The sequence below is a fragment of the Bacillus sp. ISL-55 genome (genome assembly GCF_018613155.1).
Taxonomy (GTDB): domain Bacteria; phylum Bacillota; class Bacilli; order Bacillales; family Cytobacillaceae; genus Mesobacillus.
Genome location: NZ_JAGGQU010000008.1, coordinates 124,365 through 150,050 on the forward strand (window position 1 = coordinate 124,365; position 25,686 = coordinate 150,050).

At 45.5% G+C, this 25,686-nt stretch carries 27 protein-coding genes and 1 pseudogene; 19 read left to right on the forward strand and 9 right to left on the reverse strand.

Annotated features, from left to right (window positions below):
• Positions 1–315: 315 nt before the first annotated feature.
• On the forward strand, positions 316–1,176 hold the full coding sequence (locus tag J7E32_RS04635; protein ID WP_214904513.1) for a Cof-type HAD-IIB family hydrolase: 861 nt from the start codon (positions 316–318) through the stop codon (positions 1,174–1,176).
• Positions 1,177–1,319: 143 nt separating this feature from the next.
• Positions 1,320–2,417: a PQQ-dependent sugar dehydrogenase gene (locus J7E32_RS04640; RefSeq protein ID WP_214904314.1), complete on the forward strand. Its 1,098-nt coding sequence runs from the start codon at positions 1,320–1,322 to the stop codon at positions 2,415–2,417.
• A 278-nt stretch (positions 2,418–2,695) separates the two neighbouring features.
• On the opposite strand, the gene J7E32_RS04645 is transcribed toward J7E32_RS04640, so the two are convergent.
• The 3 genes from J7E32_RS04645 to J7E32_RS04655 are packed head-to-tail and all read right to left on the reverse strand — an operon-like array spanning position 2,696 to position 5,120.
• The gene (locus J7E32_RS04645) at positions 2,696–3,355 is read right to left on the reverse strand and encodes a TetR/AcrR family transcriptional regulator (RefSeq protein ID WP_214904318.1); all 660 of its coding nucleotides are present in this window, start codon (positions 3,353–3,355) and stop codon (positions 2,696–2,698) included.
• A 21-nt stretch (positions 3,356–3,376) separates the two neighbouring features.
• Positions 3,377–4,408: an ABC transporter permease gene (locus J7E32_RS04650; protein ID WP_214904321.1), complete on the reverse strand. Its 1,032-nt coding sequence runs from the start codon at positions 4,406–4,408 to the stop codon at positions 3,377–3,379.
• On the reverse strand, positions 4,398–5,120 hold the full coding sequence (locus J7E32_RS04655) for an ABC transporter ATP-binding protein (protein ID WP_214904324.1): 723 nt from the start codon (positions 5,118–5,120) through the stop codon (positions 4,398–4,400). The genes J7E32_RS04650 and J7E32_RS04655 overlap by 11 nt, the downstream gene beginning before the upstream one ends.
• A 198-nt stretch (positions 5,121–5,318) precedes the next feature.
• Between J7E32_RS04655 and J7E32_RS04660 the strand changes: the two genes are divergently transcribed.
• Positions 5,319–5,654 carry a hypothetical protein gene (locus J7E32_RS04660; RefSeq protein WP_214904329.1) on the forward strand — a complete coding sequence of 112 codons (336 nt, stop codon included), beginning with the start codon at positions 5,319–5,321 and terminating at the stop codon, positions 5,652–5,654.
• Positions 5,655–5,681: 27 nt separating this feature from the next.
• Here J7E32_RS04660 and bshB2 read toward each other — a convergent pair whose 3' ends face one another.
• Complete coding sequence (gene bshB2, locus J7E32_RS04665) at positions 5,682–6,350, reverse strand: bacillithiol biosynthesis deacetylase BshB2 (RefSeq protein WP_214904332.1); 669 nt, start codon at positions 6,348–6,350, stop codon at positions 5,682–5,684.
• Between the two features lie 35 nt (positions 6,351–6,385).
• A complete protein-coding gene (locus J7E32_RS04670) occupies positions 6,386–6,733 on the reverse strand; it encodes a YojF family protein (protein WP_214904334.1) in 348 nt (115 codons plus the stop codon).
• A 365-nt stretch (positions 6,734–7,098) separates the two neighbouring features.
• On the opposite strand from J7E32_RS04670, the gene J7E32_RS04675 reads away from it, so the two are divergent.
• On the forward strand, positions 7,099–7,455 hold the full coding sequence (locus tag J7E32_RS04675) for a DUF2512 family protein (RefSeq protein WP_214904337.1): 357 nt from the start codon (positions 7,099–7,101) through the stop codon (positions 7,453–7,455).
• A gap of 374 nt (positions 7,456–7,829) precedes the next feature.
• Here J7E32_RS04675 and pdxK read toward each other — a convergent pair whose 3' ends face one another.
• The gene (gene pdxK, locus J7E32_RS04680; protein WP_214904340.1) at positions 7,830–8,654 is read right to left on the reverse strand and encodes a pyridoxine/pyridoxal/pyridoxamine kinase; all 825 of its coding nucleotides are present in this window, start codon (positions 8,652–8,654) and stop codon (positions 7,830–7,832) included.
• Positions 8,655–9,210: 556 nt separating this feature from the next.
• Here pdxK and fdhD point away from each other — a divergent pair.
• The 12 genes and pseudogenes from fdhD (at position 9,211) to J7E32_RS04735 (ending at position 21,386) form a co-directional block, all read left to right on the forward strand.
• The gene (gene fdhD / locus J7E32_RS04685; protein WP_214904343.1) at positions 9,211–10,005 is read left to right on the forward strand and encodes a formate dehydrogenase accessory sulfurtransferase FdhD; all 795 of its coding nucleotides are present in this window, start codon (positions 9,211–9,213) and stop codon (positions 10,003–10,005) included.
• Between the two features lie 55 nt (positions 10,006–10,060).
• Positions 10,061–10,633 carry a twin-arginine translocation signal domain-containing protein gene (locus tag J7E32_RS23290; protein ID WP_483297597.1) on the forward strand — a complete coding sequence of 191 codons (573 nt, stop codon included), beginning with the start codon at positions 10,061–10,063 and terminating at the stop codon, positions 10,631–10,633.
• 12 nt (positions 10,634–10,645) lie between these two features.
• Positions 10,646–13,045, forward strand: a pseudogene (gene fdnG, locus J7E32_RS04690) (formate dehydrogenase-N subunit alpha); the annotation flags it as partial.
• Positions 13,045–13,872 (forward strand): 4Fe-4S dicluster domain-containing protein, encoded by an 828-nt coding sequence (locus tag J7E32_RS04695; protein WP_214904350.1) that lies wholly within the window; start codon positions 13,045–13,047, stop codon positions 13,870–13,872. The pseudogene fdnG and the gene J7E32_RS04695, both read left to right, overlap by 1 nt.
• Positions 13,865–14,572, forward strand: a complete 708-nt coding sequence (locus tag J7E32_RS04700; protein ID WP_214904365.1) for a formate dehydrogenase subunit gamma — start codon at positions 13,865–13,867, stop codon at positions 14,570–14,572. The genes J7E32_RS04695 and J7E32_RS04700 overlap by 8 nt, the downstream gene beginning before the upstream one ends.
• Before the next feature lie 86 nt (positions 14,573–14,658).
• Positions 14,659–15,468, forward strand: a complete 810-nt coding sequence (locus J7E32_RS04705) for a formate dehydrogenase accessory protein FdhE (protein WP_214904368.1) — start codon at positions 14,659–14,661, stop codon at positions 15,466–15,468.
• Positions 15,469–15,484: 16 nt separating this feature from the next.
• The gene (gene mobA / locus J7E32_RS04710; protein WP_214904371.1) at positions 15,485–16,084 is read left to right on the forward strand and encodes a molybdenum cofactor guanylyltransferase; all 600 of its coding nucleotides are present in this window, start codon (positions 15,485–15,487) and stop codon (positions 16,082–16,084) included.
• Between the two features lie 31 nt (positions 16,085–16,115).
• Complete coding sequence (locus J7E32_RS04715) at positions 16,116–17,348, forward strand: molybdopterin molybdotransferase MoeA (protein ID WP_214904374.1); 1,233 nt, start codon at positions 16,116–16,118, stop codon at positions 17,346–17,348.
• A 13-nt stretch (positions 17,349–17,361) separates the two neighbouring features.
• Positions 17,362–19,281: a molybdopterin biosynthesis protein gene (locus tag J7E32_RS04720; protein WP_214904377.1), complete on the forward strand. Its 1,920-nt coding sequence runs from the start codon at positions 17,362–17,364 to the stop codon at positions 19,279–19,281.
• 307 nt (positions 19,282–19,588) lie between these two features.
• Entirely contained in the window at positions 19,589–20,053 is a 465-nt protein-coding gene (locus tag J7E32_RS04725) for a molybdenum cofactor biosynthesis protein MoaE (RefSeq protein WP_214904380.1), read from the forward strand.
• Positions 20,046–20,279 carry a molybdopterin converting factor subunit 1 gene (gene moaD, locus J7E32_RS04730; RefSeq protein WP_214904383.1) on the forward strand — a complete coding sequence of 78 codons (234 nt, stop codon included), beginning with the start codon at positions 20,046–20,048 and terminating at the stop codon, positions 20,277–20,279. The genes J7E32_RS04725 and moaD overlap by 8 nt, the downstream gene beginning before the upstream one ends.
• 87 nt (positions 20,280–20,366) lie before the next feature.
• Complete coding sequence (locus J7E32_RS04735; RefSeq protein ID WP_214904386.1) at positions 20,367–21,386, forward strand: thiazole biosynthesis adenylyltransferase ThiF; 1,020 nt, start codon at positions 20,367–20,369, stop codon at positions 21,384–21,386.
• Positions 21,387–21,480: 94 nt separating this feature from the next.
• Here J7E32_RS04735 and J7E32_RS04740 read toward each other — a convergent pair whose 3' ends face one another.
• Positions 21,481–21,807, reverse strand: coding sequence for a YflT domain-containing protein (locus J7E32_RS04740; RefSeq protein ID WP_214904390.1), 327 nt, complete (start codon positions 21,805–21,807; stop codon positions 21,481–21,483).
• Between the two features lie 476 nt (positions 21,808–22,283).
• Between J7E32_RS04740 and J7E32_RS04745 the strand changes: the two genes are divergently transcribed.
• From J7E32_RS04745 to J7E32_RS04755, 3 genes are all read left to right on the forward strand, one after another.
• Positions 22,284–22,964, forward strand: a complete 681-nt coding sequence (locus J7E32_RS04745; protein ID WP_214904515.1) for a uracil-DNA glycosylase — start codon at positions 22,284–22,286, stop codon at positions 22,962–22,964.
• Between the two features lie 250 nt (positions 22,965–23,214).
• Positions 23,215–23,526: a YwdI family protein gene (locus J7E32_RS04750; protein ID WP_214904393.1), complete on the forward strand. Its 312-nt coding sequence runs from the start codon at positions 23,215–23,217 to the stop codon at positions 23,524–23,526.
• 21 nt (positions 23,527–23,547) lie between these two features.
• Positions 23,548–23,919 (forward strand): DUF423 domain-containing protein, encoded by a 372-nt coding sequence (locus J7E32_RS04755; RefSeq protein ID WP_214904395.1) that lies wholly within the window; start codon positions 23,548–23,550, stop codon positions 23,917–23,919.
• 63 nt (positions 23,920–23,982) lie between these two features.
• On the opposite strand, the gene gerQ is transcribed toward J7E32_RS04755, so the two are convergent.
• The gene (gene gerQ, locus J7E32_RS04760; RefSeq protein WP_214904398.1) at positions 23,983–24,513 is read right to left on the reverse strand and encodes a spore coat protein GerQ; all 531 of its coding nucleotides are present in this window, start codon (positions 24,511–24,513) and stop codon (positions 23,983–23,985) included.
• Positions 24,514–24,755: 242 nt separating this feature from the next.
• Complete coding sequence (hemQ, locus tag J7E32_RS04765) at positions 24,756–25,499, reverse strand: hydrogen peroxide-dependent heme synthase (RefSeq protein WP_214904401.1); 744 nt, start codon at positions 25,497–25,499, stop codon at positions 24,756–24,758.
• Positions 25,500–25,686: the final 187 nt, after the last annotated feature.

Sequence of the window (25,686 nt, forward strand, 5' to 3'; positions counted from 1 at the left end):
CGCTTACATAATTGGGACGAGAATAGGTGGAAACCATGATGTAACTGAGGTTATGCACTTTTCTCCCTTAATGCCACCCTTATATGCAAACGATTGCAGCTTCGGATTCATAATAGCATATGAGTTTTAGAATGACAATATGAAAGTTTTTAAGATATTTAAATTTATAGATTATTAGTTCATGCCTGAAATGTGGGGATAATTCTTGGACATAATAATTGGAAAATTAGTATATACACGTATTATTTGCTGTCGAGAGTTTGAAGGTCTATCATGATTGTTAATACTGAAAAAATAACTATTGAAGGTGAAGATATGATTAAATGCATAGCTACAGATATGGATGGGACATTACTGACTGCTACCCAGCAGATTACTGCGGAGAACCGCGAAGCGATTTTAAAAGCAAAAGAGAAGGGAGTGGAAGTCGTTGTCGCAACGGGGAGATCGTTCGAGGAAGCAAGATTCGTTCTTGAGGAATCCGGTCTTAAACTGCCAATGATTTGTGTGAATGGAGCCGAGGTTCGTTCCGAGGATGGGGGAATTGTTTCTTCAAGCCCGTTGAATAAGGCGGAGGCCCGACAGGCAGCGCTAAGGCTTGTGGAAAGCGGCGTTTATTTCGAGGTATACACCAACAAAGGTACTTTTACCGAGGATGAGGATAAGGCGATCTCCATTATCGTTGATATTTTTTCAACCGCAAACCCTGAAGTGCCGATCGAAAAAATTGCCGAGGCTGCTGAGGAAAGAATGCATAAAGGACTCATTACAAAGATTGACCATTATGACGAATTATTCGAGGACGACCAATATGAGATTTACAAGCTGCTGGCATTTTCGCTAGATGATGACAAGCTAGAGGCCGCAAAGGATGGCCTGCAGGAAATTTCAGGGCTTGCGGTCAGCTCATCCGGGAGTGAGAACATAGAAATCACAAGTCTCGACGCTCAAAAGGGAGTTGCCCTGGAAAAGTTCGCAGCTTCAAGAGGAATCAGCCTGGAGGAAACGATGGCGCTGGGTGACAATTTCAATGATGTCTCGATGCTTGAAAAAGTTGGCAAACCAGTAGCGATGGGCAATGCCGCTCAGGAAATCAAAGAGCTTTGCGGCGAAGTGACACTGACAAATGAAGAAAGCGGCGTCGGAAAAGCGATTTTGAAGGTGCTGGAAGATTGATTTTTGACTGGATTTAGGACATCTGATATTAGTGGATTTTGACATTTGATTTTCAGTGGATTTGAACTTCTGATTATAGAATGGACTAAATATTAGACGGACTAAATATTAGAATGGAGTTTATATAGGAAGGGACGTGTGTCATGAAAAAATTCTCGTATGTGTTGCTAGCAGTGCTGATGATGATGGCAGGCTGTTCAACTGGCGGTGACGAAACGAAGCCTGCAGGTGAAGTGAATCAAAAACCAGAAGACAAAGAAGCGATTGCCCAGGCCGGCCAGCTTGAGGTTGTTGCAGAAAATCTGGAAGTCCCATGGTCAATCAATAAAAACGGCGAGACATTTTACTTGAGTGAACGCCCTGGTTCGATTGTAAAAGTGGAAGGCGACACCACTGAGCGGCAGAAGGTTATTTTTAAAAAGAAATTGTCACAAGCTGCTGAAGCCGGATTTCTTGGCTTTGTGCTCGCTCCTGATTTCAAGCAGTCGAACAAGGCATTTGCTTATTATACATACGAGAATGGCACCGGGCAGTTCAATCGGATTGTCGAACTGACTTCGAACAATGGGGAATGGGAGGAAGGCAAGCTGCTGCTTGATAAAATCCCGAGCGGACGCTTCCACCATGGAGGCAGGCTGAAAATCGGTCCAGATGGAAAGCTTTATGCCACGACAGGTGATGCGGCAACCAATCCGGAAATCGCCCAGGATCTAAATTCGCTCGGCGGTAAAATCCTGCGTCTGAACCTAGATGGTTCTGTTCCGGCAGATAATCCATTTGAAAACTCCTATGTATACAGCTATGGCCACCGCAATCCGCAGGGGCTGGCCTGGTCGGAGGATGGGACGCTCTATGCCAGCGAGCACGGCCCATCTGCGCAGGATGAAATCAATCTGATTCTAGCCGGAAAAAACTACGGCTGGCCCGTAATTACAGGAGATGACACACAGCAGGGGATGGAAGCGCCCATTTTCCACTCTGGAAGCGATACATGGGCACCATCAGGAATGGCAGCGCATGAAGGGAAGTTATATGTTGCAACTTTGAGGGGCAATGCATTACGAGAGTTCGATCCCGCCGCGAAAACTACGAGAGAAGTAGTCACCGGATTAGGGCGAATACGCGATGTGATCGTCAATGGTGATGAATTATATTTCATCAGCAACAATACCGACGGCCGCGGCACTCCAAGTGAAGGCGATGACAAGCTTTATCGCGTAAAATTGGAGGATTTACGATAAATATGGGGGAGGAGTACCTGAAGTGGTGCTCCTTTTCTTGTTTTGGAGAAGTACTGGAAGTAGTTATTGGCGAAAATCTGATTTTATTGGCGGAGTTCACAATTTTATTGGCGAAAATCTGATTTTATTGGCGATTTTCACATATTTATTGGCGAAAATCCATTTTTATTGGCGAACTGGAAATTACCCGCGATTTTTTCCAGTTCCAAAACAAAAACTGCACCTCCACTGTTAGTTTTGTGTCTAACAATGGGGGTGCAGTTTCATTCACGCCTGGTTTAATTTTTGCTGCTGTTCGGTCCTGCTAAACCATGCAGGATGAATTGGATGGTACGCTCTGTCTCTGCTTCATCATCCCACTGAGCTTCGGGCAGGATCATATAACGTGCGATCAAATAACCGAAAATCGCAGAAAATGTCATCCTGAATACGCTGTAAGCTGGAATCTCAATGATTTGCCCTTTTTCCTGATAATGCTCCACAAGCTTTTCGAATCGCTCGTAGATCCTCAATCCGATATGTTCCTTGAAAAGCTCCTTCAATTCTGGATGGAACGGGATTTCCTGCACCAATATTTTAACTGTCGGGAGGTTTTTAATCAGAAATTCACGGCGGTTTTCAAGCATTGCCTTAAGAAAGTCTTCCACATGCTCATAGTCCTGGTCGAGGACCTTCTTCAAATCTTTTATGATAAAAGGTGCCACAAACTTTGCCATCACTGGAGCGACAATTGCCAGCAGCAAATCCTTTTTTGTTTTGTAGTGTCTGAAAATCGTGCCTTCAGCGACGCCTGCCTTCTTGGCGATTTCACTGGTTGATGTAGCGGAAAACCCTTTTTCAGCGAAGGATTCAATCGCAGAAATGATGATTTTCTTCTGCTTATCCGTCAGTTCTTCTCCGTCCATCAACTCATCTATTTTAAAGTCGTGATCTGTCATCGTTTACTCCTTTCGCTACGGTCAAACTGCGCGGTGTTTCCGCAGTGCTAATATATTGAGGAATATGAACAAAGCGGAAAACCCGGCCAGCATTAACAAATTGCCATAGATGGCATCCCATCCATATCCTCTCACCATAATATCACGCAAAGCCTCGGCGGCATAATAGAGTGGCGTGATCGGTCCAAGCCAGCTCAGCCAATCAGATATCGTATCGAGATTGATCAGGCCAGAGAAGAAAAACTGCGGCACGATGATGATCGGGATGAACTGGATCATCTGGAATTCATTATTGGCAAACGCCGACAACAGGGTGCCGAGCGTCAGTGCTGTCATCGATAACAATAAGGTGATCAGCAAAACATAGATGAACGAACCTTCCATCAGCATCCCCAGGATATAGATCGCATACCAGGCAATCAGCGTGGCCTGCAGCATAGTGAAGATTCCGAAGCCAAGGACATAGCCGATGACGATTTCCCATTTTCGCAGCGGGCTCGAGAGCAATTTTTCAAGCGTGCCGCTCGTTCTTTCTCGTAAAAAAGAAATCCCGGAAATGATGAACACAAAAAAGAAGGCGAAGAAGCCAAGCAATACCGGGCCGAAATAATCAAACTGGCTCATATCGTCTGAGCCATGGATATAATCGACGTTCAGTTCCGATTGACCCTGTGAAGGCAAAAGCTCTTTTGTTGCCTGCTGGAACCATCTCATGACAGCACCGTTGACAGACGGATCGCTGCCTTCGAGTACAATTTTATCCAGCATAGGGCCTTCAAAAACAACATACCCATCGATTTCCTGGTTCAACGCATCCCCTTCTGCAGCTTTCACAGATTCATATTCTGTTATTTTTGCGTCATCAATATCGAGTTTCTCCATCACAGGGTCTGGAACATCGACCAGACCGACCTTCGGGATATAGTTTTCTCCGTTAAAAACAAGGTGAAGCATCGTCAGGATCAGGAGCGGGGCAACAAGCATCATTGCCAGTGTTCTTTTATCCCTGAGGAATTGCCGGATAATCCTAATCACTAAAGCTCTAATTCTCATGCTGGACACCTCCGTATGCTAAAAATGCTTCCTCGACGCTGGCAGAACCAGTCTTTTCCTTTAATTCCGCAGGAGTGCCGACCGCGATCAGAACACCATCTCGAATCAGTCCCAATCTGTCGCATTTCTCTGCTTCATCCATGACATGTGTTGTGACGATCAGCGTTTTTCCCTGTGCCTTCAAATCATAAAAACCCGACCAGATGCTCTGGCGCAGAACGGGATCGATGCCGACAGTCGGTTCATCGAGAATCAACAGCTCTGGTTCATGCAGAAGTGCTGAAGCGAGTGATAGACGGCGTTTCATGCCGCCAGAATAATTGGTTACCAGTTTGTTAAGATGCTCAGATAAGTCGACAAGCTGCATTACTTCTAAAATACGTTTTTTTCGATGCGTGCCCTTGAGCCCGAACAAGGAGGCAAAGAATTCAAGGTTTTCTTTAGCGGATAATTCGGTATAGAGTGCGTCCGATTGAGCCATATAGCCGATTCTTTCAATCAGCTTTAAGGAAGGCATGTTTTCGCCGAAAAGATAATTTTCACCTTCGCTGGGCGTTTCCAGACCGACGAGCTGCCGAACCAGAGTCGTTTTTCCTGCTCCGGAGGGTCCGAGCAACCCGAAAATTTCGCCGCTTTCAATTTCTAAGTTGATATTTTTTAAGACGTCTTGCTTACCATAGCGTTTACTTACATTCTTAATTGAAATAATCATGGAATTTTCACCATCCTTTTTAAAGTGAGTAATCACTCACTAACAGGATAACTGATAAACTTTGATTTGTATAGTGAGTAATCACTCACAAATTAATTTAAAATCCGACATTGTCCCCAAAATGCTTAATTCAATGTTTATGTGCTATCATACGAGGTAGAGATAACTGAAAATTTTTAAAATGGGGGAAGTGATCTCTTGTTTTTTAAAAAGAAGCGTATGGTGCTGTTTCTTGTTCCCATTCTGCTGATTATTGGCCTGTATTTCTATGACGCGAATTTAGATGTATACATGAATAAAACAGACGGAATAATTGTCCATAAAGACAAAGAGTTTCACCGAGGGTATGAGACCTATCAAAAATATTATGTGAATGGCGAGAAAACCTTTGAAATCGACCGCTTGATTGGCAAGACCGATAACAGCAGATTCCTTGGGTTCAAGGAGTCGGTGTGGAAAATCAAAGGGGAGCCGGAGGATAAGGTTGTGTTTGTTAAAGGCTTGATGATTGAGGGAGTTTATGAACGTAAGTAAAAAGTCCACCTAAAAAGGTGGACTTCATCATGAGAATTTATAGGTCCAGAAGCGTTCGTTGTTGAGCCACGCCAACGTTTTTGGATCCTTTTCTTTCAACTTATCAGCCATTTCTTCAAGCATCAGCTCAGTCTGGGAGCGGTGTGCACGAATGGCATCAAGCTTGATGTCCGCAACAGCACTTATATCATATACGATATCCGGCTCGCCAAGCTCTTCGACACAGTTGCGTGAGAACGCAACGCAATGAAGCTTCGGCCTGTCTGCTGCAGGGATTTTTTCGACTGCGCGCACCACTGCCGCACCTGTTGCCTCATGGTCCGGGTGGACGGAGTAACCTGGGTAGAAGGTGATGACGAGCGAAGGATCCAACTCGGTGATTAATGAAGACATCAGATTGGTCAGCATATCATCATCCTCGAACTCAACCGTCTTGTCACGGAACCCAAGCATGCGCAAATCATTGATTCCCATCGCACGCGCGGCGTCCTTTAGCTCCTTTTTACGTATAGCAGGAAGGGTTTCCCGGTTTGCGAACGGGGGATTCCCCATATTTCGTCCCATCTGTCCAAGTGTCAAACAGGCATAGGTGACAGGCGTTCCCATGTTTACATGGGAGGCGATTGTTCCGGAAACACCGAATGCCTCATCATCAGGATGAGGGAACACGACAAGTACATGCCTTTCTTTTTCCATCGTAAAATCTCTCCTTTCAGCCAAGTCCAAATAACTTATTCGAACGGTGTTTCGCTTATTTCAAGGGCAACGGCAAGCTTTCCGTTAAAATCATGGCCGGCCAGCAGCAGTCTTCCTTTATCATCAATTTCGAAGTGTGTGATTCCCTCAGCGTACACCCAGCCAAAAGGTATCTTCAAACCTGTCCGATACGGACCTTCACCCGTAATTTTCGCACGTTCATATGTTACCTTCGCATTGCGGATATACGCGCCTGATGAAAAGAATGACTCATTGTTGTGGGATGCGTACGCTCCATTTGTTGTTTCTAAATGGACATAGACTTCTTTGTCTTTAAAACGGTCCAGGGCGTCCTGGACTTCTGATAAAATCACCGGATCCATCTTTGTTCCTCCTTCCCGCGCTTAGAAGTTTTCAGTTTATAATAGCCGAATGAATGGCCTTCTATGAAAAATGTCCAGTTTCAGCGCCTAACCCCTCGAGTCGCTTCGGTCCGCCCAATGAAGTCAAAGAACGACTTCACTGGTCGGCCCTCCAGCGCTTGTCGGGGTTGAACAAGGCGCTTACACTTTTCTTATAAAAATCAATAATATCTATATTACTAAAAATTCCTTCTAAAAGCGAAATGTACGCTCGAAAGACTGAATAAACGTACCATCTAGTTTGAGAAGTATCATCAGAAATGATTTTACATATAGTGTTTAATCAGGAAGGCAAATGGAAAAAGTGAAGGAAAAGGAGGGAGCCTATGAATCATGCAAAGGCATTATTGATAAAAGGCATCATGACATTTGTTGTTCTTCTTCTATTAATGGGTAGTTTTGCAGCAATCGGTGATATTCTCGTCATTACGCTCGTTCTTGGTGCAATTTCCTATCTTGCCGGTGATTTGTTCATTCTTCCGAAAACTAGCAATCTTACCGCTTCACTATCTGATTTGGCCCTTTCATTTTTCTTGATATGGGGACTTGGATTGATGTTGTTCGAGCAAAGCGATGGCATTGTTTTTGCAGCACTATTTGCTTCAGTATTGATTGCTTCCGGAGAATGGTTCTTTCATAGTTATATGGCAGATCGGGTGCTTCGGATTAATCGGAAGATATAGTAACTATCGGACAAATTCTTGAGGAAATCCCGAAAAAGTGTCCGTTAGAAGGGCTCTATCGGACAAACACATGGGAATTCTCAGGAAAAATGTCCATTAGAAGGGCTCTATCGGACAAACGCATGACAATTATCAGGAAAAGTGTCCATTAGACGAGCTCTATCGGACAAACACATGAGGATTTTCAGGAAAAGTGTCCGTTAGAAGGGCTCTATCGGACAAATACATGAGGAAATCCCGAAAAAATGTCCGTTAGAAGGACTCTATCGGACAAATACATGACTTTTAAAAGTTATATCATTCATTAATGGTAAAAGAGACTGTCATAAGCTCAAATAATGAGCTTTTAAGACAGTCTCTTTTTTGTTTTACATTTATTCCCCGCGGTTGCCGCCTGCGTACTTGTTGTATGCCAGGTGAGCGGTTGGGCCTACGTATTCGTTCAGTCTGAAGCCGTGCTTGATAGCTTCGGTGATGAAGCCTTTCGCGACTTCCAATGCTTCAGCTACTGTTTTTCCTTTAGCCAGCTGTGCAGTGATCGCGGAAGCGAATGTGCAGCCTGCGCCGTGTGTAAAGCTTGTTTGGACTTTTTCTGATTCGAAAAGAGTGAAGTCTTTTCCATCATAAAGAAGGTCTACAGCTTTTTCGTGGTTCAGCTTGTTTCCGCCCTTGATCATGACGTTCTTCGCGCCTAGATCATGGATTTTCGCGGCTGCTTCCTTCATGTCATCGATTGTGCGGATCGGGCCGGTTTGTGCCAGCTGCCATGCTTCGAATAGGTTCGGTGTGACGACTGTTGCTCTTGGCAGCAGCAATTCTCTCATGGCATCTGTGTTTTCAGGCATCAAGACCTCATCTTCCCCTTTACATACCATTACAGGGTCGATTACCACTCTGTCCAATTTATGCTCATCAATTTTGCGTGCAGATAGCTCAATGATCTCAACCGTTCCGAGCATGCCTGTCTTCATTGCATCTATTCCAACGGAAAGAATCGTTTCCAGCTGCTTTTCGACGAGCTCAACTGGCTGTGGGAACACTTCATGGTGCCAGTGATTTTTAGGATCCATAGTCACAACCGTAGTAAGAGCAGTCATTCCATAAACGCCTAGCTCCTGAAAGGTTTTAAGGTCAGCCTGGATTCCAGCGCCGCCGCTTGTATCTGAACCTGCGATTGTTAACACCTTTTTCAAACTCATCTATACTACCTCCAATTTAAGAATGGCGACTGCCTGATCAGCACAAGGCATGTCACCTTCATCACTTTCTTATGATTATACCAATTCTATAGATTTAGACAAAGAATTGATTTGCAGGATGCCAGTATGGATAATATTAACTTTTGACGATTTTGTGGCATCAGGGCATTGACGTGATGAAAGTTACTGAGGGAAAAAACAAATTCATTTAGGATGGGTATTGTGAAAATTGACCCACCAAAGATTTTTCGTAAATGAAAAATCTCGATTTAAGAATTTGTTAAAGAAATAGACAATTTTCATCTATATTATTGTAACAATTGAAGCGGTTACAAACATGGGATTTCCAGTACATTAAGGGCATAGGGGTATTATCCCTTTTTGCATAGTGGAATGTTTTTTAAATATAAGCCTTGTGATGTGATCCGAATATAGAGTTTTACCAGCTTACAAGATTCATAACAGTCTTTCAATCCCATCACGCGAAGATGGCAGGGAAGAAGTCGATAGTTGCAGCGGAGCCCGGAGATGAAGTACCAGATAAGGGGTGAAGAACATGATCAAGAAAGGCTGTCCTGAAGAATATCCAATCAGCCTGAAGCTGAATGGATATGAGATTGCGGTATTCCAGCTGACAAATCAGGATTTGGAAGACTGGGTATATGGCTACCTTTTTTCAGAAGGTTTGATTGACGGGCCGGAGGATGTTGTCAGCGTCCAATTTAGCGAAAAGACCGGCACATTGAATGTGACGTTATGTAATTCTTTTGATCCTGAGCAGATGTTCTCAAAAAAGAAGCATTACACAGCCGGCTGCGGCCGGGGAGTGACTTTCTTTTCGATGACGGACGTCAAAAAGTTCAATAAAGTGAATTCCGATGAAACTTATTCGCTGACATATTTGTTGAAAAAACGAGCGGAATTCGCGCAGAATTCTCCGCTGTACCTGGAAACGGGCGGCATGCATGGCGCCTGTATCATTCTTGAGGATGGCAGCATTGAAGTCCGGGAAGATATCGGCAGGCATAATGCTGTCGATAAAATTATCGGCCACGCGATTCGAAAGCGTTTGCAGCCTGACCGACTCGTCCTTTTGACGACCGGCAGGGTTTCATATGAAATGCTCTCAAAAGCTGCAAAATTTGGTTTTGCCGTCATTGGCTCACGCACAGCGGCTACAAAGCAGGCCATCCAGCTAGCCCGATTCCTTAACATTGAAGTCGTTGGCTACTTGCGCGGGAAAATGGCGACTGTATATACATCTGCCAAAAGGATTAACGATGATTTAAACCCTCCAGCTTCCTCTGAGGATTTACTTGAAAGGGGGGAAGCCCAGCAAGTACTAAATTGACACCATCTGTGGGAATAGGGATGTTCTAAGCAACTATTGGGAAGGAGAGATAGAGATGGTTGAAATCAACCTGAATCGCCGGCAGTTCTTGAAGCTGTCAGGTGCCACTGCGGCGACCCTGGCGGTTGTCGAGTTGGGCTTTAACGAAAAAGAGGTCCACGCAAAATCAAAAGAACTCAAGATTGCCAAAGCTACTGTAACACCAACCATTTGCGCATTCTGCGGGGTAGGATGCGGCATTTTGGTACACACGAAAGACCATACTGTGGTTTATACGGAAGGGGATCCGGATAGCCCAGTCAACGAAGGTACACTTTGCAGTAAAGGTACAACAATCAGACAAGTCTACACTTCCGAAAAACGCTTAACAAAGCCATTATATCGAGCTCCTGGAAGCAAGAAATGGGAAGAGAAAAGCTGGGACTGGATGTATGAAACAATTGCAAAACGTACGAAGGAAACACGCGACAAAACATTCATCGAGAAAGAAAATGGCATGTTTGTCAATAAGACCGAAGCCATTGCGAGCTTAGGCGGAGCAGCTCTTGATAATGAAGAGACTTATCTGCTTGCGAAAATGATGAGAGGGCTTGGCGTCGTTTATCTCGAACACCAGGCACGAATATGACACAGTTCTACGGTTGCCGGTCTGGCACCTACAGTAGGGCGTGGAGCAATGACAAACCATTGGAGCGATCTGCAAAATACCGATTGTGCATTGATCATGGGCGGGAATCCTGCCGAGAATCATCCAATCTCTTTCAGATGGTTGACTAAAGCGAAAGAAAAAGGCGGCAAAATCGTCTCTGTTGACCCTCGTTTCACGAGGACATCGTCAAAGGCTGACGTCTATGCTTCGCTTCGTTCAGGAACAGATATTGCCTTCATGGGCGGAATGATCAACTATGCGTTAGAGAATAACTTGATCCACAGAGAGTATGTTGCTGAATATACAAATGCATCCTTCATTGTAAAAAAGGATTTCGAGTTCAATGATGGATTATTCAGCGGGTATGATGAAGCAACCCGCAAGTATGACAAAACGAAATGGGCTTTTGAAACGGACGAAGAAGGAAATCCGAAAAAGGATAAAACCCTTACACATCCGCGTTCTGTATTCCAATTGATGAGGAAACATTTCTCACGCTATGATGTCGACTCAGTTATTGCAGTAACCGGAACACCTAAAGAAGATTACCTGAAAGTCTGTGAAACGTTCTGTTCAACAAGCAAGATAGGTAAATCTGGAACGATCATGTATGCGATGGGTACAACTCAGCATACGGTTGGAACACAAAACGTCCGTGCTTTTGGGATCATCCAGCTGTTGCTTGGCAATATCGGTCTTCCTGGCGGCGGAATCAACGCGATGCGCGGCGAGTCCAATGTACAGGGTTCCACTGACTTTGCTCTTCTATATCACCTGCTTCCAGGATATGTTGGAACACCAACAGCCATCCCAGAGCATGCGACTTTAGAAGGCTACAATACAAAGGAAACACCTTCTGGCGGTTACTGGAGCAACAAGCCTAAGTTCCTGGTCAGTATGCTGAAGGCCTGGTATGGCCCGAATGCTACTAAAGCTAACGAATTTGGATATCAGTACCTTCCAAAAGGAAACAAGAACTACTCTCATATTAATTTGTTCAATGCTATGTATAAAGGCGAACTGGAAGGTGCGTTCTTATTCGGAACAAACCCTGTAGTCGGCGGCCCGAATGCAGGCAAGGAAAAAGAAGCGCTGTCCAAGCTTAAGTGGATGGTTGCCGTTGACCTATGGGAGACAGAAACATCTGCTTTCTGGCAAGAGGAAGCAGGCAGTGACCCATCGAAGATCGATACAGAAGTATTCCTTCTGCCGGCAGCAAGCTCGTATGAGAAAGAGGGCAGCGTGTCCAACTCTTCCCGATGGATGCAGTACCGCTGGAAGGCGATCGATCCAAAAGGAGAATCACTGGCAGATTTGGAAATCATCCATATGCTGGTCAAGAATATCAAGGCCCTTTACAAAAATGAAAGTTCAGCTGCAGCGAAGCAAATCAATGCACTGTACTGGAACTTTGGTGACGGCCACCATCCAGATATTGACCTTGTAGCAAAAGAAATCAACGGTTACGACCTGAAGACAGGAAAGCTTTTGAAAGGCTTTGGCGACCTTAAGGATGACGGTACAACAAGCTCTGGTAACTGGATTTATTCAGGCTTCTATCCAGAAGAAGGAAAGAACCGCGCTAAAAACCGTGACAACAAGGATACTGGCGGCGGCAACTTCCTGAACTGGGCATTTGCATGGCCTGCAAACCGCAGGATCCTTTACAACCGTGCATCTGCTGATCCAAGCGGAAAGCCGTGGAGCGACAAGAAAGCGGTCATCTGGTGGGATGAAAGCCAGAAGAAATGGACGGGAAATGACATTCCTGACTTCAAGCCAACAGTTGCACCAGCTGATCCAGGAGGAACAAATCCTTTCATCATGATCAACGGGGGTGTTGGCGGACTTTTTGCTCCTACCCTGAATGACGGACCGTTCCCTGAACATTATGAGCCGTTTGAAAGTCCGGTGAAAAATACCTTCTCGAGCCAGGAAATCAACCCGGCAGTTGTCATCATCGAGGGCGAATTCAACCTGAAAGGCGACGGCAAGAAGTATCCGATTGTCGGTACTACTTACAGGGTCTCTGAGCATTGGCAGTCCGGTTCGATGACACGCAACCAGGAATGGCTGTCCGAATTGTCAGGCCATATGTATATTGAAATGAGTGAAGAACTCGCAAAGGAAAAAGGCATCAAGAACAAAGATAAGATCATTGTCAGCTCGGCCCGTGGTGATATCACAGCTTATGCAATGGTTACCAAGCGCTTTAAGCCTCATATGATGAACGGCAAGAAGGTGCATCAAGTCGGCATGCCTTGGCACTTTGGCTATAAAGGAATCGCTACAGGGGATACAGCAAACCGCTTAACACCTCATATCGGGGATGCAAACACGACAATCCCTGAATATAAGGCATTCCTCTGTGATATAAGGAGGGCTGACTAATGGCGGAATATATTAAATATGTCGATGTAACGAAGTGTGACGGCTGCCGCGCATGTATGGTCGCCTGCAAAAACTGGAACGACCTTCCAGCTGAGCCGGAAGAGTTCCAGGGCAGTGTCCAATCACATGCAAATGTGACAGCGAACACATGGAACGTGCTGTCATTCATTGAACACGAAGATTCAAAAGGCAATCTGGATTATCTTTTCCGCCATTCCTCCTGCTTCCATTGCTCGGAGGCAGCCTGCGTAAAGGTTTGCCCGGAAGAAGCCATGCACTATACAGACTTTGGAACTGTCAATGTTGATAGTGATAAATGCGTAGGCTGCGGCTACTGCGTTCAGAACTGCCCATTTGATGTTGTACAGCTGGCAACATATAAAGACAAGAACGGCAAGGAATACAAGAAAGCTCAGAAATGCACAATGTGCGTCGATCGTCTTGAAGAAGGCATGCAGCCTGCTTGTGTGACGACTTGCCACACAGACGCAATGGAATTCGGCACAAAAGAAGAAATGCTCAAGAAGGCAGAAAAGCGCTTGAGCGAAATCAAGGATAAGTATCCTAACGCAATGATTTACAACCCAGAGGGAGTCGGCGGTACGCATACAATTTACGTACTGGCTGAAAAGCCATCTGTCTATGGACTGCCTGAAAAACCAAAAGTTCCAACATCAGCTGTTGTCTGGAAGGACTACGCACAGCCAATCGGCAAGATGATGCTTGGAGCAACAAGCATGGCGCTTGTAGGTGCATTCGTGTCCAATAAGCTATTCAATAAAGAAGGAAAAGGCCATGAAGAGGATGGAGGTGGCAGCCATGAGTAATACACAGTATTCAGGTGTAAAGGTAAAGCGGTTTTCGAAAGGCTTTGTAATCGCACATGCTGTAAACGCCATTTCATTCTTTGCGCTGTATATCACGGCTTTGCCAATGTATACAGAGTGGTTTGACTGGCTTTATCCGATACTGGGCGGACCAGAAGGAGCACGCCTGCTACACAGGATTTTCGCGATCGCCTTCATTACGCCTACTTTCATCTGGCTAATCATGGATCCGAAGGGCTTCCTGCGCTGGGGAAAAGAGCTTGTAACCTGGAAGAAGAGAGATTTACAGTTTTTCACTGAGTTTGTCAAAGAACTATTTGGCTTTAAATTCAAGCACGTAAAACAAACATTCTTCAATGCTGGTGAGAAAATAAACTCGATCATCCAGATCCTGACTGCGATCCTGATCATCGGTTCTGGCTTCCCGATGTGGTTCCCAGATTTGTTCCCGCAAGCAATTGTCCAATGGGCGTATGTTGCTCATAATGTCGGCTTCGGCCTTGCGATCGCTGTAGTGGTCGGCCATATTTACCTAAGTGTCATCCACAAAAACTCAAGACCAGGATACACTGGCGTCATTACAGGTGAGGTTCCGGCAGAGTGGGCGAAGGACCACTATACAGAATGGTATGAAGAAGAAGTCAAGAAGGGCAATTTCCCTGATCTTGATAAAAATAAGAACAAGAAAAAAGGCGCGTAGAAACCTTTGCTAGAGGGAATGGCAGCCCAGCCGGGCTCCATTCCCTTCAAAATTTAGAATATTAGAGTGAAAGAGGGGCTGCAGCAATGAAAAAGTCCGTTGTCTCAAAAGAGTACCAGAAATTGCAGAAAGATATCATAGAGTTGCAGGAGCGATGGAAGACTTCCCTGGATCCTGACTGTGTCCGGCCAAACCTTGATAAAGCGGCATTGGAGGCGGGAGTGCCTGTCACTGCTTTAGCGGCTATCGACTTTGATATTTCCCTATTCTTACAGTGGATAGAGGATATAGGCGAACTTTTATCGAAATACCAACCAGAGATTGAAAATTCGATGCAATCATTAAAAAGTCTATTGGATGAAGAGACGGCAAAGAGATGGATCGATGAAGCATTTGCTTTCAACTATATTTATTTTGCGAGTTTCGCAGAGGAAAACGATTTGGATGGATGGATTCCTCAATTCGTGGCAGAAACGGTGCTCCGTCCGTACCTGCAGCTGACTGCCACTAAGGTTCAGGATGAAATCCATCACGGTGTGCACGGTGCGGGCTGCCCTGTGTGCGGAGAACCTGTACGCCTTGCACAGCTTGAAGGAGAAGGAAAGAAGGTCCTGCACTGCCCGCGTTGTTCAGCTCACTGGAATGGCCGGCGCGTAGCCTGCTCACACTGCGGAAATAACGATCATGAAACAGTGAAGGTCCTGACAATCGAAGGCGAATCAGCTGCACAAATCCAGATTTGTGAAGAATGCAAGGGGTATACAAAGGTAATTGATACACGACAATATATTGTAAAGCCAACACCAGCAATGCTCGACCTGAATACAATCCACCTGGACTTTGTTGCCCAGGATCATGGCTATAAATCCGCTGGGGAAACAAAACAGACTAACTAAAAGAAGGTGCTGTGGGATGAAAGCCGGAGCGATCATTTTATCAGGCGGAAAATCTAGCAGGATGGGAAGTAACAAGGCTCTCCTGAAATTTCGGGAAAAAACGAATATTGAGAGAATTAAGGATGAGTTACAGCACGTATTTGATGATATAATTCTAGTAACGAATGATCCTGAAACCTATCAATTTTTAAATATTAAAATGGTAACAGACCAGTATCCGGGTTCTGGTCCACTTGCAGGAATCCATGCGGGACTCGAGGAATCAGACTACGAGGAAAATTTCGTTGTAGCCTGTGACATGCCATTTGTATCCTCAGAGCTAGCTTCAAGCCTTGTAAAAGCGCTTAAACACCACGATGCAGTCGTACCGGTCAGTGAAGGCAGACAGCATCCACTTTTTGCGGCCTACCAAAAACGGGTAGCAAGAGAAGCTAAGGAATGCATTGAAGACGGAAATTTGAGAATCAAGCATATGCTTGAAAAACTGGATGTCCGCTTTCTTGAAGAGGCAGATCTGCAGCTCTATTTCGAGGGCAGCCTTGATCGGGTGTTTTTCAATATGAACCATCCTGAGGAATATGAAGATGCAAAGAAATGGGCGGAATCCGGAGAATAGTTTTCAGGTGCTAGAAAGGATGTAAGTCAGCATGCAATTTTTCAAAGTGAAAAGTGTTGAGGAGACCTTTGCGTTAATTGACGAGAAAATTGGCAAGATCACGGAAACTGAAATCCGTCCTCTTGATGAGGCACTTCACTACATCCTGGCAGAGGATGTCACTGCAGGCGAGAATGTACCTGGTTTTGACCGCTCGACCGTCGATGGCTATGCCGTCATCGCCCGTGACACATACGGTTCATCTGAATCGATGCCAGGCTTCCTGAATGTCGCCGGCGAGGTCCATATGGGAGAAGAAGCGGTCAAGCCAGTAGGCAGAGGCGAGGCAATATACGTACCGACAGGCGGAATGCTGCCACCAGGAAGTGACAGCGTGCTGATGATCGAGCATTGCGAGGAAATCGGCGGGCTGTTGAATACGTACAAGCAAATCGCACCAGGTGAGAATGTCATCAGAAAAGGTGAAGACATCAAAGCAGGAGAAGTCCTTTTATCCGAAGGGACAAGATTGCGGCCGCAGGAGCTTGGGGCACTGGCGGCACTTGGTGTTTCCGAGGTTAAAGTCTACCGAAAGCTGAAGGCTGCATACCTTTCTTCAGGGGACGAAATCGTTCCTTTTGAAACGAAAACACTGGAAACAGGCCAAATCCGCGATATCAACTACTTGACCGTCAAGGGACTGGTCAATGAGTGGGATATCGAACTTATATACGGCGGAATCACACGCGATGATTATCAGGAATTCGCCAAAAAAGCCCGCGAATTGTATGAACAGGCTGACTGCCTGATTTTATCTGGCGGAAGCTCTGTTGGAACAAAGGATTATACAACCGAGGTCATCCAGTCACTTGGAGATCCAGGTGTCTTCGTCCATGGAATTTCCATCAAGCCGGGGAAGCCGACAATCCTCGCAGTTGCAGACGAAAAGCCGGTCATTGGACTGCCTGGCCATCCAGCATCAGCGATGATCATCTTCAAGCTGTTTGGCGAACGAGTTTTCCGAAGGCTGAAGGGAGAAAAAATCGAGCATAAGGCTGAACGGATTTTTGCCCGGATTGAGAAAAATATTGCATCTTCTCCAGGAAGATCTGATTATATCAGGGTTAGACTTGAGGAAAAGGATGGAGAATGGTGGGCCGAGCCGATCATAGGCAAGTCAGGCCTGATTACAACATTGGTAAAGAGCGATGGAATCGTCGAGATTGTTTCCGAAAAAGAAGGAATTTCACAAGGCGAATACGTTCCAGTAATTTTGACGAGATAGGGGGAGCCGCATCATGGATAAAATACGCTATAACAGAAAAATTTATCTTGAAGACAAGCCGAGGGCACAAGCCCGGAATGAAGTGCTGGCCGCGTTCGACCTGCCTCAGGAAAAAGAGTGGATCCCGGCTGACGGCGCCCTGGGCCGAATTACTGCTGAACCTGTCTTCGCCAATGTTTCAATGCCCTTTTACCATGCATCCGCGATGGACGGGATTGCCGTGAACGCCGAGGATACTTATGAAGCACATGAACAGCGTCCGCTTCATTTGAAAATGGGTGTGCAATTCGAATACGTTGATACAGGGAATGCGATCCCGGCTCAATATAATGCGGTGATTATGGTAGAGAACATCCAGGTCATTGATGATGAGACGATTGAAATCATCGAGCCGGCCACACCATGGCAGCATATCCGCCCGATTGGCGAGGATATCGTCCAGGAGGAAATGCTGTTCACCCAGGGACATCGCTTGCGTCCTGCGGATCTTGGGGCGCTCCTTGCAGCCCAGGTTACCGAGGTAGCAGTCGTCAAAAAGCCGCTGGTGACCATCATCCCGACGGGAAATGAGCTTGTCAGCGCAGACGCATCGCTGTCATCAGGCCGGATCATTGAATTCAATGGAACAGTTTTTAGCAACTATGTAGAAGATTGGGGCGGCAACCCGTATTTGCACCCAATCGTGAAGGATGAGCCGGAAAAAATCAGGGAAGCACTCCTGAATGCGGTTGAGACATCGGATATCGTCGTCATCAATGCCGGATCATCCGCTGGATCAAAGGATTATACAGTCCATATTCTTGAGGAGCTTGGCACTGTTTTTACCCATGGTGTCGCCACAAGGCCGGGTAAGCCTGTCATCCTTGGGAAAATTAAAGATAAGGTAGTGGTTGGTGTACCGGGCTATCCAGTTTCCGCGTACATGGCACTTGAGTGGTTTGTCAGGCCGCTCGTTTGTAAATATCTAGGTGTACCAGAACCAGAAAGGCCGAGGCTTAAGGTAAAGCTTGGCCGCAGGATTGTCTCCACGATGGGGGCGGAGGACTTTGTCCGAATGAATATCGGCTATGTGGATGGACAATTTGTCGCCAATCCGCTGACACGTGCGGCGGGCGTCACGATGTCGCTAGTACGTGCGGACGGCTTGCTCGTCGTACCGCCTGAGGAGCTAGGGTATGAACAAGGAGACATTGTCGAGGTCGAGCTATACAGTCCTGTCGAAGAGATCAAGAATGCGATCGTCTTCAGCGGCAGCCATGACCTGACGATTGACCTGCTGTCCTCCCAGCTAAAGAAGCAGCGGACCGACATGAAAATTGTTTCTTCCCATGTTGGCAGCATGGCCGGTTTAATGGCAATCAGAAAAGGGGAAGCCCATGTAGCGGGCATTCATTTGCTAGACCCGGAGACAAAAGAATATAATGTTACCTACGTAAGGAAATTCCTTGCCGGGCAAGACGCAGTCCTTTATCCATTTTTAAAAAGAACCCAGGGGTGGCTGCTTCCAAAAGGCAATCCACTTGGTATTGAGAGCGTAAGTGACATTGCCGAAAAGGGTGCAGATTATGCCAACAGGCAAAAGGGCGCCGGCACTCGCATATTGTTCGATTTATTGTTAAAAGAAGCCGGTTTAAGTGCAGACGATGTGAACGGCTATGACCGTGAAATGTTCTCACACTTGAGCGTCGCCGCAGAGGTGAAGGGAAATGATAACGCAGCAGGACTCGGAATCTTCCCGGCAGCCAGGGCAATGGGCCTTGACTTCATCCCGGTCTCTGATGAAAACTACGATTTACTGATGACAAAGGCATTTTTCGAAAGCGAAAAGGGTATCTGGTTAAGGACCGTAATCCAATCTGAAGCCTTCAAAGCCGAAGTCGCCAAAATCGGCGGCTACGCAGTCGTCGAGAATCCAGAGCCGGTTTACATTTAAGATATATAGGCTTTAACGGACAAACCGGAGGCAGAATCCGAGGGAAGTGTCCGATAGAGGGGCTCTAACGGACAAACGGGCGAGAGAAACCGGAGAAAATGTCCGATAGAAGGGCTCTAACGGACAAACAGGCGAGAGAAACCAGAGAAAGTGTCCGATAGAGGGGCTCTAACGGACAAACAGGCGAGAGAAACCGGAGAAAGTGTCCGATAGAAGGGCTCTAACGGACAAACCGGCACAGAACCTGGAGAAAAGTGTCCAATAAAAATTAAATCCTGATCCGGATCAGTTTATTGAGGTGATTTTGATGAATTATGAAATAGCGAAAGATCCAATCAACGTTCAATCTGTCATTGATAAAGTGGTCCAGCGTGAAGCGGGGGCAATCACAACTTTCATTGGCACTGTCCGTGAATTGACAAAAGGCAAAAAAACGCTTTACCTTGTATATGAAGCATACGAACCGATGGCTGTGAAAAAGCTGGAGCAAATCGGCACGGAAATCCAGGAGCGCTGGAATGGTGCTGAGGTTGCGATTACACACCGCGTCGGCAAACTTGATATCACGGATATCGCCGTGGTCATTGCTGTATCCACGCCACACCGCAACGATGCATATGAAGCGAATCGCTATGCAATCGAGCGGATTAAGGAAATCGTTCCAATCTGGAAAAAAGAGCATTGGGAAGATGGCGAAGAATGGATCGGCAATCAACTAGAAACTGTCCCATATCCGACAGGGAAACCGGAGGAGAAGGATCTCAATGAATAAAATATTATTCTTTGCTCATCTGCGAGACGAAGCAGGCCATGAATCAGTCGAAATAGAAGCAGTTGGCAAAACAGTTGCTCAGTTAAAAGAAATGGTTGCTGAAAAGTATGGTGTTCAAAAGCTCGATACTTCAATGACAGCGATCAATGAAGAATTTTCATCGAATGAAGAGGTTATTAAAGAAGGAGATACAATTGCCTTCATTCCGCCTGTATCTGGCGGTTGATCAGTCATAGCATATTACAGCGCCCCGTTCCGTTGACTTAATGGTCGACGGAATCAGGGCGTTTGTTTTACAAGGAGGGTTACACCTATGTCAGAAAGATATTCACGCCAGACTTTGTTTCCTCCAATTGGCAAGGCCGGGCAGGAGAAAATCGGCAGCAAGCATGTACTGATGATTGGTGCCGGAGCACTTGGTTCCGGGAATGCTGAGCTGCTGGTCAGGGCAGGTGTTGGCCGATTGACGATCGTGGACCGTGATTATGTTGAAGCGAGTAATTTGCAGCGGCAGCAATTATATACAGAGGAAGATGTTGCCGAGAAGCTTCCGAAGGCCGCTGCGGCGGAAAAAAGGCTCAGAGCGATCAACTCTGATGTTGAAATCAGTGCCCATATCGCCGACGCTACTCCAGAAAAATTGGCACAGCTAGTCGATGGAGTCGATCTCATCATCGATGCAACGGATAACTTTGAAACACGGATGGCGATTAATGATATTTCGCAAAAAAATAACATTCCTTGGATCTATGGTGCCTGTGTTGGCAGCTTTGGGATGAGTTTTTCGATCATTCCTGGTCAAACTCCATGTCTGAACTGCCTGTTAAAAACTGTTCCTCTTCAGGGGATGACTTGTGATACGGGAGGCATTATCGGTCCTGCTGTGCAGATGGTCATTGCTCATCAGGGAGCGGAAGCACTGAAAATCCTCGTAGAAGACTGGGATGCGGTGCGAACCTCATTCGTCAGCTTCGATCTGTGGCGGAACCAGTACAGCAGCATGAAAATGTCCAAGGCAAAGGATCCTGGATGCCTGAGCTGTGGTGAACATCCTGAATACCCTTATTTAGACGGTGAGAACATGACCAAGACGACCGTCCTATGCGGCAGGGATACCGTTCAAATCAGGCCGCCGAAACAGCAGCAGCTTAACCTGCAGGAAACAGCTGAAAAAATGAGGGATTTAGGCTATCAGGTTAAAGGGAACCCATATTTAGTATCCGTTGATATGGTTGACAACAGGATGGTCATTTTCCAGGATGGACGCGCCCTTATACACGGAACAAAGGACTTGGCCCAGGCACGAAGCATCTATCAGAGGTTTTTTGGTTAATTGTAATAAACGCGCAAACCCCCTGCCAAATCAGCAGGGGGTTTCTATATAAACGACCTCTATGGATCGGTTATGACTGTGCATTCAAAGTAGATTACTTTTCGTCAGATGCAACTAGCACAAGACGGCCTTTATCCAGCTCCATTTCATACTTCTCAGCCTCTTGTTTTGAAAGACCAAGAGATTCAAACTTATTGCGAAGCTCGTCTCCGCGGGATTTGAACATATTTCCGATGGAGTCAAAGAAGCCTTGCTCCTTGAATCCCATGCCACCTGTTTCAGTAGCCTTAGTCAAGTCCTCACTGCGCTTTTCATCATGTGCGAATATATAAATGTTTTCTTTACCAAATCTGGCAGCTTCAAAAGAGCTGATCTTTTCTGTAGCTTGTACTCCGTTTTCAACTACTTCTACTTTCAACATAGTATCTTCCTCCTTAAAATTTTTTACCTGTACTAGTTTTGGGAAGCTTTTTTAGCTTTCACCGTCTACACTATTTATATAACCGATATAAACTTTATTAAACATATTGGGAATTGTTCACATTTATTTTTTAGGCTTTGGTAAACTTGGCTGTTGCTTTTCGTTCCAGGCGCTTCGCTTTCCGCGGGGAAGAATTATGAAAAATCCCAAAATCCGGATTTTTCAAAGATCAAATTCTTCCTTGCAGTCGGGGAGCCTCCTCAGCGCTGAGGAGGCTCCCCATGACTTGCTCATCCCGTAGGACACTGATTGACTTCCTAGAATCTGCCCACGCACGATGAAAATGCGTTAGCATTTTCGGAGGAGTCTTCGCGCCTTCCACTACAATCAACAGGATGTAAAAACAACATTTAGCTTAAACAGAGTCATTTTTAAAATAATGGGTAGTTTGATAGAAATGAAGGGAGCTGGTCACGATTGAACTTTTAAATAATGGCTGGGAGCGGCTTTTGGCAGAGGAATTTGAAAAAGCCTACTATCTTGATTTGAGAGAGTTTTTAATAGAAGAATATCGAACCAAGACAATCTTTCCAGAAATGGACCATATTTTTAACGCTTTGAGGTTCACCGATTATGGAGATGTAAAAGTTGTGATTCTCGGACAGGATCCATACCATGGCCATGGACAGGCTCATGGTTTGAGCTTTTCGGTAAAACCTGGTGTTAAGATACCGCCTTCGCTGCGGAATATCTATAAGGAACTGAATGCCGACCTTGGCTGTGAGATACCGGACAATGGATATTTGAAAAAGTGGGCAGATCAGGGTGTGCTGCTTTTAAACACTGTCCTTACAGTAAGGGAAGGGGAGGCCAATTCACACAGAGGAAAAGGCTGGGAACATTTCACCGATAAAGTCATTACCCTGTTGAATGAGCGCGATAAGCTGGTTATCTTCATCCTCTGGGGAAAGCCGGCCCAAAGTAAATTAAAGTTGATTGACGAGGATAAACATAAAATCATCATGTCTGTCCATCCAAGCCCGCTGTCGGCAAGAAGAGGCTTCTTCGGCAGCAAACCGTTTTCCAAGGTGAATGAACTGCTGAGAGAACAGGGAGAAAAAGAGATTGACTGGCAGATTGAAAACTTGAAAGGGTAAGGATTAGGGGGGCCATATTTTCAGTTTGTCTAAAGTTTAAACTCTGGGGAACCAGAGTTTTTTACATGGCAAATATCTACATGTTTCACGTGGAACTTACAAATTTCTTCGGGATAGTAGAATCGAATCAACAAAGTTTCCGGTCAGCTTCATTCACAAAGTCGAAAAACCATGTGAATTGTTGTAGAATGGAACGGTACAATCATTGCATGATTCGAATACATATATAACCGCCTATGGAGGTGAGTCGATGAATATTTCACTGCAAAAGTTACTTTTGAAAATGGAAGAGGAGTTAAAGCAGGCAAAATCTGCGGAATCAGAGGCCGTGCGGCGGGAAAGAATCCACTCAATCAAAACGCTGTGCGAGCTCGTCCTTGATGAACCGTCGGGTGGAGGAATTACAGCTCCTGTGAAACAGGCAGCACAGCAATTTGTTTCGTCACAGCCGAGCATTCCTCAGCAGCAGATGCCGGTGAATCAGCCATCACCCATGATTCCACAGCCAAAAAAACTGGAAATGGAAGATAGCGCAAACGGAGACTCGCTGTTCGATTTCTAATTTTAAATAGAGGTGAAGATAATGAAGTTATTTATATTGATCGGAGCAATCAATGCCTTCCTGGCAGTTGCGCTTGGTGCATTCGGGGCACATGGACTTGAAGGCAAGGTTGAGCCAAAATATTTAGAAACATGGAAAACAGGCGTTACATATCAGATGTTCCATGCAACTGGGCTATTAATCATTGGAGTTTTGTTAGGGAAGCTTCCGGCAAGTGCACTTCTATCCTGGTCAGGCTGGCTGATGCTGATTGGAATCGTGTTATTTTCTGGAAGTCTGTATGTTCTGACCTTGACAAAAATCAGCGTCCTTGGTGCAATCACCCCGCTTGGCGGAGTATCTTTCCTTGCAGCCTGGGTATTACTGATGATTGCCGCTGTGAAGTACTTGTAATAGAAATAAATACAATAAAGATGAAAAGGAGCACGCCGTTTTGGAGTGCTCCTTTTAGCTTTATTATCTTGGTGGATAAGCAGTCAATCCCGCTCCGCCGCCGAAAGGATAGTCATACTCGATTTCTTCATCGAAAGTGACATAATCAAGGTAAATCATCGGCAGTAAGACACGTTTTCCTGTTTGCGGATCGCTGAGAATCAGATGGTCCCTTCCGGCTGCTTCGATAATCCCCTGGAAGATTTTCGCGTTCCACTCCGTGTTGTTTTCAAAAGTCGCGTAGACCGTAGCGAGCTTGCCTTTATTCAGGCGAAGGATATTTTCAATATAAGATGCTTCAATTGGCAGCATTCCCGGGACTTGAGCACCTGCTACTGCCCCTGGCATAGCGCCACCCTGCATACCAGGCATAGCACCGCCAGATTGCGCAGGGAAGGCTGTTGCCTGTGGGTACCCCGCTTGCCCCATCTGTCCCATTTGGCCCATCTGTGCCATCTGACCTTGAACAGATGCCTGATCTTCTTTGCCGCTATACGGCTGGTACATTTGTGGATATGTTCTGTAGTTATAATAGGGATTATTGTATTGAGTCATTGTGTAGCCTCCTTAAAAGTATTTTCCTTTCCTTCAAATTCACCTTTTTTTATGTAAATGGTGAATATGAGCTTTACAGGTTGGGAGTACAAGTAAAATGAATCCTCACTATTCAATACATATGAGGGAAGCTTGATTTTATGACTCGAACATTTTAATACAAAACTCTTTTCAATAGGAATTTTCATTAACATAATACATAAAAATCCCCAGGCAAATGCCTGGGGATATAATTTTTTTAATTATACATTTAAGTATGAAGCTACACGGTCTTCTTCAAGCAGGTTTCCTACGAAGAATGAACCGAATTCGCCATAGCGGGCGCTGACTTCGTCAAAACGCATTTCATATACAAGCTTCTTGAATTGAAGGACATCGTCTGCGAACAGGGTTACGCCCCACTCGTAGTCGTCGAACCCTACAGAGCCTGTGATGAATTGTTTAACCTTTCCTGCATACTGGCGGCCGATCATGCCATGGCTGCGCATCATGTTGCGGCGATCTTCCATTGGAAGCATGTACCAGTTGTCTTCGCCCTGGCGGCGCTTGTCCATTGGATAGAAGCAAACATACTTAGCCTTTGGAAGCTCAGGATAAAGGCGTGCAAGGATTTGCGGATTCTGGTATGGGTCCTCGCCAGCTGGCAGGTAATTGCTCAGCTCGACTACGGAAACATAAGAATGAGCAGGAATTGTGTATTCAGCAAGTTTGGACTTGTTGAATTCAGTCTCGATCTCATTCAGTTCTTCCATTGTTGGGCGCAGAATCATCATCATGAAATCTGCTTTTTGGCCAACGATTGTATATAGTGCGTGGCTTCCTTGCTTTTCTGACTGTGTCTTGTTCCATTTTTCAACAAGACCTAGGAATTCCTGTGTGATCTCCTGGCGCTCTTCTGCCGGAAGCATCTTCCAGGTTGTCCAATCTACAGTGCGGAAATCATGAAGGGCATACCAGCCATCTAAAGTTTGTGCTGCTTCAGTCATTTTATATCACTCCTAAAAATCATCAATATACCAATATCATATCATAGTTTCTCCATTCATCATGCTTATAAAACAATGATTGTTTATACTGCTAGGAAAAAGGATATTTTGTTAAAGATTGCAAATAGTAAAAGGGGCAGGATAACATGCTTGAAAATTTACAATAAAAAGACTTCAAGGTTGTAAA